General features: G+C 70.9%; 4 protein-coding genes and 2 pseudogenes. All 6 read right to left on the bottom strand.

The window, feature by feature from the left end; all coding sequences use genetic code 11:
• Positions 1-1,313 (bottom strand): annotated as a pseudogene (locus tag MBELCI_RS17610) (hypothetical protein); the annotation flags it as partial.
• A gap of 38 nt (positions 1,314-1,351) precedes the next feature.
• A complete protein-coding gene (locus tag MBELCI_RS17605) occupies positions 1,352-1,927 on the bottom strand; it encodes a hypothetical protein (RefSeq protein WP_045320454.1) in 576 nt (191 codons plus the stop codon).
• Positions 1,822-3,939 (bottom strand): DUF11 domain-containing protein, encoded by a 2,118-nt coding sequence (locus MBELCI_RS17600; RefSeq protein ID WP_235047692.1) that lies wholly within the window; start codon positions 3,937-3,939, stop codon positions 1,822-1,824. The genes MBELCI_RS17605 and MBELCI_RS17600 overlap by 106 nt, the downstream gene beginning before the upstream one ends.
• A gap of 752 nt (positions 3,940-4,691) precedes the next feature.
• Positions 4,692-5,684, bottom strand: a complete 993-nt coding sequence (locus MBELCI_RS22090) for a hypothetical protein (protein WP_021695600.1) — start codon at positions 5,682-5,684, stop codon at positions 4,692-4,694.
• Between the two features lie 74 nt (positions 5,685-5,758).
• On the bottom strand, positions 5,759-8,380 hold the full coding sequence (locus MBELCI_RS17590; RefSeq protein WP_021695599.1) for a beta strand repeat-containing protein: 2,622 nt from the start codon (positions 8,378-8,380) through the stop codon (positions 5,759-5,761).
• A gap of 184 nt (positions 8,381-8,564) precedes the next feature.
• Positions 8,565-8,891 (bottom strand): annotated as a pseudogene (locus tag MBELCI_RS21130) (hypothetical protein); the annotation flags it as partial.

Here is an 8,891-nt window from a genome sequence, read left to right as displayed (position 1 = left end):
TCCCACAGCCTTTCACCCAGGGCCATCCGCACTCGGACATAGGCTCCGTCGTCATGGAGCGCCTCGGTGCCTTTCGGGGTTCGGCGGGTTGCGTTGTATCCGAGGGAGATCATCGCGCCGTCGCCGATGGCGAGGCCCAGTTCGCCGCCATAGGCGTTGGTGGCGGCGCCCTGGTCGTCCCAGATCCTCGCGAGGTTCGCGCCGAGCATGATGCGGTCGTCGAACAGGTCGAGGTTGGCGCCGACCTGAGCGAGCTGGGTCATGACCTCGTCGCGGGTCATGCCCGTGGCCCCGGCGTCGAGATCGAGCCCGGCAAGGCGCCCCGAATAGCGGCCGTTGATCTGCAGGTCGGGACCGGCCTGCCAGCTTCCGGCAACGGACCACAGATGCTCGCTCTCCTCGGCCTGCTCGCGCTCGAAGCGGTGCTCGTACCAGGCCAACAGATCGAGGCGCGGATCGTGGACCGGGCGATAGGCCGCGCCGACGCGGAGCCGGTTGCGCCGCCGGTCGGGCGCGCCGTCGCGCTCTTCGCGCGAGAAGCGGCTGCGACCGAGAAAGGTCCAGTCCGACGAGATCCGTCCCGCGACGCCGACATCGGTCGAGAGGCTGGCCGCGCCGGGCTCGAAGCTGCGCCCGACATCGGTCTCGACGATCCAGGTCTCGTCCTCGGCCCGCCAATCGGCCGAGAGGGCAAGGCTGGTCAGCCGGTCGCCGTCGCCCTCGACCGGCTCGGAGTGTTCGAGCCCCAGCCCGAGGGTCCATGGCCCGCGGGTCCAGTCGGCCTGAAACCCCTGCACGAGGCGGCTGTCCGGGGTGCCGCCGTCGCTGCGGGTGATCTCGGTCCGGCCGCGCAGCCAGTCGGCGACGTCGTATTCGCTGGCCAGCCTCAGGCGGCGCAGGTCGCCGACCGTCCCGTCGAGCGCGAGGCCCAGCTCCGCCTCGCCCGAGATCGACCAGTGCCGGGTCAGTTCGTGGTCCATGCCGAAGCTCAGAAGGCCCTCCTCGCCGCCCCAGACCGATTGTTCGAGCAGCAGGTCGAACTCCAGCGGCCGGTCCGTGGCCGGACGCCAGACCGCCCCGGTGCCGAGCCACAGGGTCGTGTCGCGCGACGCGGGGCCGGTTTCGCGCAGGGCGCGGATCTCGTTGCGCCGGGTCAGCCGGGAGGAGACGTCGTACTCATGGGCCGCGCGCAGGCTGGCCCTGCCGCTGTCGGCGGCGTGGTTGCGATGCAGCGAGGCTTCGGCCTGCACCCGGCTGCCGGATGCCAGCGTCCGGGTCAGGCTGGCGTCGATCTCGCTGGTGTGGGGCCGCACCGGTGCGCTTGCCGGGGCGAAATCGCGGCCCGCATGGGTCAGTTCGAGCTCGCCCTGCCATGAGGCGCGTTCGCGCGCGATCCGCAGCGCCCGGCGGCGCCGGCGCGTCCGGCGCCGTCTTGCATGCGGGCGACCTCGAGTTCGACCGAGGTGCCGTCGTCGATGCGGCGGCGCATGTAGACGGCCTGCAGCCGCTCGCGCTGGGGCGTGCCGCGCGCGGCGTCGGCATGCTGGATCCTGGCGCCGATTTCGAGGTCTTCGGCCGGCGTCCAGATCACGTCGCCGCCATAGAGCCAGTAGCGTTCGGCCGTGCCTTCGGTCTCGAAGACGAGCCGGACCGAAACCGGATGGCCATCCTCGTCCGCCTGCTTGAGCGGCACGTCGAGGATGAGGCTGTCGGTGAAGTAGTCGAGCACGTAATCCGTGAGCCGCTCGAGCGGGACCTCCTGCAGGATCTCTCCGGTATCGCGGTCGCGGGTGACGCGCCAGGCCCGGTCGCTGCCGCCGATCATGTCGGACAGGTCGACGGGATAGGGTCCGGTGATGCCGCGGCCTGCGATCTCGACGCTGCGCTGGCTCTGACCGGTGCGCGCGGCAAAGAGCGTGAGCGCCACATGTTCGGCTTCGAGCGCGTATTTCGCGCCGTTGACGATGCGGCCGCCGCCGCCCAGGCGAAAGCTTCGAGCGAGGGCGCCGTCGCGATGTCGCCATGCACGAAGCTCGATCCGGCGCGGTCGAGGCGCAGGTAGAGCCCGGTCGAAGAGCGCGCGTCGAAGCCCTGTTCGGATGCGTCTCCGAACACGGGGAAGCCGTCATCGCCGGTCCCGCCGCCGAGCAGGCCCTGCGCCTCGGCCCGGCTGTCGTAATGCAGCGTCACCAGCGTGTCGCCGACCGCGCCGCGCAGATAGACCTCGCCCGACAGCCCGTCGTGGCCATGCTCGAAGGGGCTGACCAGCTCGCCGCCCAGCGGCGCGGTCGCCTCGATCACGCCCACGAGATCGCGCGCCGCCAGATCCGGCACGAAGACGATGTCGGTCTGCGCCGCGCCGATATCGGCGGTGGCGAAGAGCCGGCCGCGCCCGGGCACCTGCGGCGCGCGCAGGATCAGCTCGGCCCGCCCTTCGGCCACGAAGACCTGCAGGCCCGGCTCATCGGGCTGCAGATCGGTCGCGTCCCATTCGCCCAAGGTGGCGCGCAGGCTCACCACGGCCGAGGACATGACCGGATGGCCGGCGCGATCGGTCAGCTGCAGGCTCACGGGGATCGCGGCGCCGGCGCTGGCGGGGGCGGTTTCGGGCGCCTCGATCACCAGCCCCGCGGGCGCGCCGGGGGCGTGAAGGGCGATGGCGAGGTTGGCCCGCTCGTTGCCGAACGGGTCGACCCCCACCAGGACGAGCTCGTTTCGCCCCTCTTCGAGTTCGAGCGCCACGTAGTCGATCGCCTGGACATTTCCCGCCGCCCAGGTGGTCTTTTCGCCGATCCGGTCGAAGGGCACGGGGGCGCCGTTGAGGCGCAGGGCGAGGTCGAGATCGGCGGGCCCCTTCACCCGAAGCGAGACCACGCGCCGGTCGAGCCGCGCGCCGTCCTCGATGTCGAGAAAGGCCGGGGCCTGATCGTAATCGCGGATGGCGTCGCTCAACGCAATGCGCGGGGCGGGTGCGGCGGCGGGTGGCGGGGCGACCGGCTCCGTCCGGCGGTAGATCTGGCTCGCCGTGGCGCGGCCCGCCTCGGTGACGGGGGCGCGCGCATCGCCGGCGCGGCTCACCGAAGGCAGATCGGACACCTCGAGCGTGGCGCGGCCCTGACGCGCGGCGAAGGTGGCGACGCGCTCGGCCACTTCGGCCCGCAGTACCGCGTCGCACCCCGCCACGGCGAAATGCTCGGCGCGCAGCTCGCCGCGCTTGAGCGCGACCATGCGGGTGCCGCCGCTGCGGGTGTCGCCGCTGCGGCTGTGCGCGATCGCGGCGCCGGCGGGAAGCGTGGAGCGCGAGGGGCTCAGCGCGTGCAGATGGGGGGGCAGGTTGCGCAAGGAGTATTGCCCGTCGATATCCGTGACGGCGAAGAGGCCGCCCTGGGTGGCGATGCGCACGCCGGGAACGCCCATCTCGTCGGCACCGCCGCGAAGCCCGTCGCCGTCGCAGTCGAGAAAGACCGAGCCGGTGATCGTGGCCTGCTCGGCGAAGACGCCGCCGCGATCGTCGAGGCGCACCACCGCTTGGGCGGCGGCGGAGACGAGCGGTCGTCCGGTTCCGACCTGTCGCCCCTGCAGGCGGGCGATGTTGCGGTTGTCGCCGGCCCGGGCCGCCGGTCCGAACCGCAAGGCGTAGCGCAGCTCGCGCACGGCGCCGGGCGCGATGAGACCGATCTCGAAGGCATGGACCCCGTCGTCGCGCCGCGCGGGATCGTCGATGCGCTGCCCGTCCAGCGTGGCGGAGCCCGCGACGATCCGCGTGCCGAACGGGGGGGTGTCGAGCAGCTGCGCCCCGGTCAATGCGACGGTCATCTCGTTGCGCAGGCTGAGCGTGTAGACCGCGTGCCCACCGGTTCCGACCTGCTGGCGGTCGACCTGCTTCTCGACGGCGATCGGGATGCCGTAGCTTGGATCCACCGGCACGTCGCCTTGCATCAACGGCCCCGCAGCATGGCTGAACATCCCGCCCCAACTCGCGCGGCTCGAGGACAGCTGCCGGGCGAAGCCTTCGAAGACGCGGCGCACCGACGGGTAGGCATGGCCCGGCGCGTCGACGCTGTAGCGGTAGCGCCCGCGGGCCTGATCGCCCAGGGCGAAGAACCCCTCCTCGTCGGTCATGGCGATCTCGACCTCGCGGCCCGCCTGATCGAGCAAGGCGACCCGCGCGCCCGCGACCGGGGCGTTGTCGATGCTGCTGAAGACGAAGTTCCCGGGATCGATCTCGAATTCCGCGGCATATTGCATGCTGCCGCAGATCGCGGTCGCGACGAGCAGATCGCCCCGCGTGGCGGCCAGCACGTTGTCGCCCGCGACGGGCGTGGCCATCTGCGTGACCGGCAAGGGCGGCGCGGTGAACAGGCCGGTATTGGCACCGGTCTCGACCGCGATGACGGTCTCGAGATCGCCGGTCCTGCGGCTGACGACGTTGATCTCGATCCGGTCGCGTCCGCGCGTGGTGTTGCACCCCCCCGAGCCGAGCCGCAGGGTCAGATCCTCTCCCAGCGTTCCCCGAAAGACCGGGTCGAGGCCGGGATCGACATAGCTCAGCCCGCCGCCCTGCGCTTCGCGCCCGACCACCACCTCGTTGGAGAGCTCGGGCCGCGTGCCGTCGCTTTGCGGGACGAAGACGGTGGCGCTGTTGAGGATGTCGACCGGCCCCGCGTGATCGGACACGCGCACCTGAAAGCTCATCTTGCGGGTATGCCCGGCCTCGAGCGGCTGTTCGACCAGAAAGGCCACGGCGTCGATCTCGGCCGGATCCTCCGGTGGGGTCGAGACATAGCTGTGCGCGGGGTCGCCCTCCCGGTGGTAGAGCGCCACCGACCCGGGCGCGCGCCCGGCGCCGCGAACGCGGTGTTGAGCGGCATGGGGTCGCGCACCAGAAGCCCCGGACGGGCCATGTCGTCGACGAGGATCGCGTCGCCCTCGATGCGCTCCGCGAGGCCGACCGCGGTCTGGCCGTCGTTCTGCAGCGTCAGCTCGTATGTCAGGATCTCGCCGTCCGGCGCGGCAAGACGCAGCACGCTCTTGTGCAGCTCGAGCCCGCTCTCGACGATCGTCACCCGTCCCTGCGCGGTGCCGGTGATCATGACATCGAGCGGCAGGGGGCCTTCCATGCGAGGCTCGGCTCTCGCGCGAAGCCGCAAGGTCGCGGTGTCGTTCAGCGCGGCCGCGGGCTCTATGTCGAACAGGAAGATCAGCCGCAGCTTGGCTCCGAACGCGAGGGGGATCGCCGTGTCGGTCACCTGCGGATCGTCGTGATCGATCCTGCCGTCGGCGTTGCGGTCCCAATAGAGCCGCTGGTTCATGAGCGGCGCGTCATCGCGCCCGAGCGTGATCCGGGGCCAGACATCGAGCGCGGTGTTGCCCATGTTCGAGACCACGAAATCCTGCCGGGCCGAAACGCCGCGCTGGACGCTCCGCTCCGAGCCGCCCTCGAGATGAAGCGCCGGAACCGCCTGCACGACCGCCTCGACGGTGTTGGAGGAAACGGTCTCACGCAGCCCGAGCCCGGTGTGGAAATAGGAGACATGGGCGGTGTTGACGATCCGGAGCCCCGCCGGGGCCGGGGCCGCCGCAGGGCCGTGGCCCAGAACGAGGGCGAGGAGCGCCAGGGCGAGGGCGACCGACCGGCGGATCTTCAGGATCGCGACGGCGAGGTACGAAAGGAAAGGCGACATTCCGTGGTCCTTCTGAGACGCGGACGGAGGGAGGGGTGTCCCGCCCCCGCCGGTTCGGCGGGGGCGGGGCGGGGTCAGCCGTCGACGCGGACGGTGAACTCCAGCGTGGCGACGCCGCCGGGGTCGAGCACGCCGTGGGTGCTGCGGATGTTCGGCGCCGCGGCGGTGTTGACCGCGGAGGTGGCCGCCGGGGTGACGGTGGCCGGGCAGGCCGTGCCGCAGCTTTCGAGCGTGGTGTAGGCGGGCACGATGTCCTGGATCACCACGCTGCTGGCCTGATCGGTGCCGGTGTTGCTCGCGGTGATGCGGTAGCGGATGCACTGGTTGGGATCGACATCCTGCCGATCTTCGGTGAAGACGCCGGGCGTGCCGGTGCAGCCGGGATCGATCGCCTGCGTCTTGACGAGGGTGATGTCCCCCGAAACCACCGTGATCCGGTCCGTCACCGCGTTGTCGGCCGGGTCGGCATCGGTCAGCGCCCCGCCATTGAGGCTGCTGCCCAGGGTGAGCGTGCCGATCTCGGACTGGCCGGGCACGCTGCCCGCCTGCACGCGGTAGATCAGCGACAGGGTCTCGCCCGCCGGCAGGCCGCCCGTGATCTCGCTGAAGTCGGTGACCACCGGATCGGTGGAGTTCAGCACGCCGTCGCCATTCGCGTCATGGAAGATCGCGCCGCTGAACTCGGTCAGCCCGGTCTGCGTGATCGTGCCCGCGGTGATGTCGATATTGCCCTCGTTGGTGACGGTGTGCAGGATGTCCACCACGCCGCCGGGGGCCGCCTGCACGGTCTGGTCCTCGGTGATCGACAGGTCGGCCACCTCCGAGACGGTGATCGCGTTGGTGATCTGGTCGCCCTGTCCCGACACCGGAGAGACGAGCGCGATCTCGACCAGCGTGGTGGCGGGCGGCGCGCCGGCGGGCGGCGTCACGATGACGTCGATGTCGCGCGAGGCGCCGCTGGGGATGGTGCCGGTGTTGGTGACGATCGTGCCGTCGGCCAGCCGGAACTCCACCAGCCAGTCGGCGGGCAGCGGCGTGACCAGCGACAGGTTGTAGCTGTCCGAGGTCGGCCCGAGATTCTCGATGTTCATCGGGAAGGTCACGGCCTGCTCGGGCTCGGTCGCGGTGGTGATCCACGGCGCGCCGCCATTGGTGGCGAAGGCCCCGTCGCCCGCCGTGGCGGGGGCGCCGCGGTTCTCGAGGTCGACGGTGGCGGCGGTGACGGCGCCTGCGAACTCGGCCGTGGAAAGGTCGGCGGCGCCGTCGCCCTGCGAGGTGGCGGTGACGGTGGCCGTGTAGTTCGTGGCCCCCGCCGCGGTCGGCGTCGCATCGGTGGGCAGCGTGGCCAGCAGCGTGACCTTGGTGCCTTCGCCCGGCGCGAGCGGGCCGACATCGCCCACCACCGGCGTCGCCCCGTCGGCGCCGACGAAGCGGAAGGTGGTGCCGAGCGGGAAGTCGGTGTTGGCGACCGAGAGCGCGTAGCTGTCGATCTCGTTGCTGTCGTTGCCGATCACGAATTCGAAGGCGATGGTGCCCGCCTGCGAGATGTCGGAAGTCTCGGTGACGGTGTCGTCGCCCGCCCCGCCATCATCGGTGGCCGAGGTCAGCACCGTCGCATCCGCCTGGGTGTAGGTGTCGGAGATGTCGACCGCGAAGCTCTGATCGACGCGGATCGAGGCGGTGTTCGACGGGGCGTAGTTGCCGCTCGCATCCGACTGGGTGGCGACGTTCTCGATGATCCCGGCCCCGGCATCCGTCCCGATCGTCGCGGTGAAGGTGACCGAGCCGCTGCGCCCGGCGGCCACCGAGGAAACCACGAAGTCGAGCGTGTTGGTGGTGGCGTTGTAGTCATAGGCGATGGTTTCGCCCGCGCCGTTGGTGGCGTCGACGCCGGTGCCGTTGGTCTCGTCGAGCCCGCCGGTGACGGCCCGGTCGGACCATTGCGCCGAGCCCGAGGCATAGGGCAGGCGGCCGTCCAGCACATCCTCCACCGCATAGTTGCTCGACGGGGCGAGGCCGGTGTTGGTGTAGGTCAGGGTGATCTCCACCGTGTCGCCGGGATCGACGATGTTCGGATCGCCCCCCGACTTGTCGACCGTCATCGACTTGACCAGCTCCATGATCGCGTCGGAGGAGACCGTGAGCCGGTCGGTGTTGGTGCGGCTCTCGGTGGCGTCGAGCTGGCTCGTGGCGGTCACGGTCAGGCTCTCGGTGCTGCCGCTGGCCGCGTCCGAGCGGGCGGTGGCGTCGATGACGAAGCCGAACCGCTCGCCCGGCGCCAGGGTCGGGGTCTGGGCGATCGGGGTGGCGTTGTCGGCGACGCCGTCCATGTTGGCGTCGGCATAGATCGTGACGCTCGCGAAATCGAAGCTGCCGGCCCCCTCGACCGCGGCGAGGTCGAACGCGTCGGGCCCGTTGCCCTCGTTGACCACGATATGCGGCAAGAACGCCTTGCCGCCGGGGGCGATGGTCTCGGTGTTGTCGGCGGTGAGGGTGAGGCCGGCGACCTGCTGGACGATGGTCTCGACCTTGTTCGACGTGACGGTGATGGTGTCGCCGGCGGCGTTGACGTAGCTGGCCACCGCCTGGTTGCCGATCACGGAGCCCGCTTCGGGCGAGGCCATGGCGGCGGTCACCGCCAGCGACAACACCGTCAGCGCCGTGGTCGAGCGCAGGATGGAACGGGAATGGATCATTCGGATGTCTCCTCAGGAACGAAAATGAAGGACGGCAGCCCTCCGGGCCTCGGGGGCGGGGGTCGGTTCACGGTCGGGCGTCAGGGTGTTGCGCGTGGTTTCGCCGGCCGGCAGCGATGCGTCGTCGCTCCCGGTGCGGGGCGGCGATCCCGAAGACGGGCAGCGGCGCGGCAATTGCAGTCGATCAGTTCACGATCAGCCGGTACGTGTTCCAGGCGGCTTCGCCGGCAGGCAGCGCCTCTTCGAAGCTCCAGCGCATGGCGACGATCTCGGAGGCCGGCAGCGGCTCGGGCATGGTGCTGCCGTCCTCGGCATAGACCGTGCGAAAGGCGGGAAGCTCGGACCATTCGAGGCCGGGGGTCTTGGGCTCCAGCTCGGCTTGAATCTCGAAGCGCGCAGGCACGGAGCTGGTATGCGAGGGCGCCAGCAGCGTCGTGCCCTCCGGCACCGGCGCCCCGACGATCAGCCCGTCCAGATCGGCCTCGACCGCGAGATTGCGGCTGACCAGCGC

Source organism: Limimaricola cinnabarinus LL-001 (assembly GCF_000466965.1).
GTDB classification, from domain to species: domain Bacteria; phylum Pseudomonadota; class Alphaproteobacteria; order Rhodobacterales; family Rhodobacteraceae; genus Limimaricola; species Limimaricola cinnabarinus.
This window is presented reverse-complemented; position numbering and strand designations above follow the sequence as displayed.

Coding starts and splice junctions, on each gene's coding strand:
- MBELCI_RS22090 (WP_021695600.1), bottom strand. CDS start 5,684: ATGTCGCCTTTCCTTTCGTACCTCGCCGTCGCGATCCTGAAGATCCGC.
- MBELCI_RS17590 (WP_021695599.1), bottom strand. CDS start 8,380: ATGATCCATTCCCGTTCCATCCTGCGCTCGACCACGGCGCTGACGGTG.
- MBELCI_RS17600 (WP_235047692.1), bottom strand. CDS start 3,939: ATGCAAGGCGACGTGCCGGTGGATCCAAGCTACGGCATCCCGATCGCC.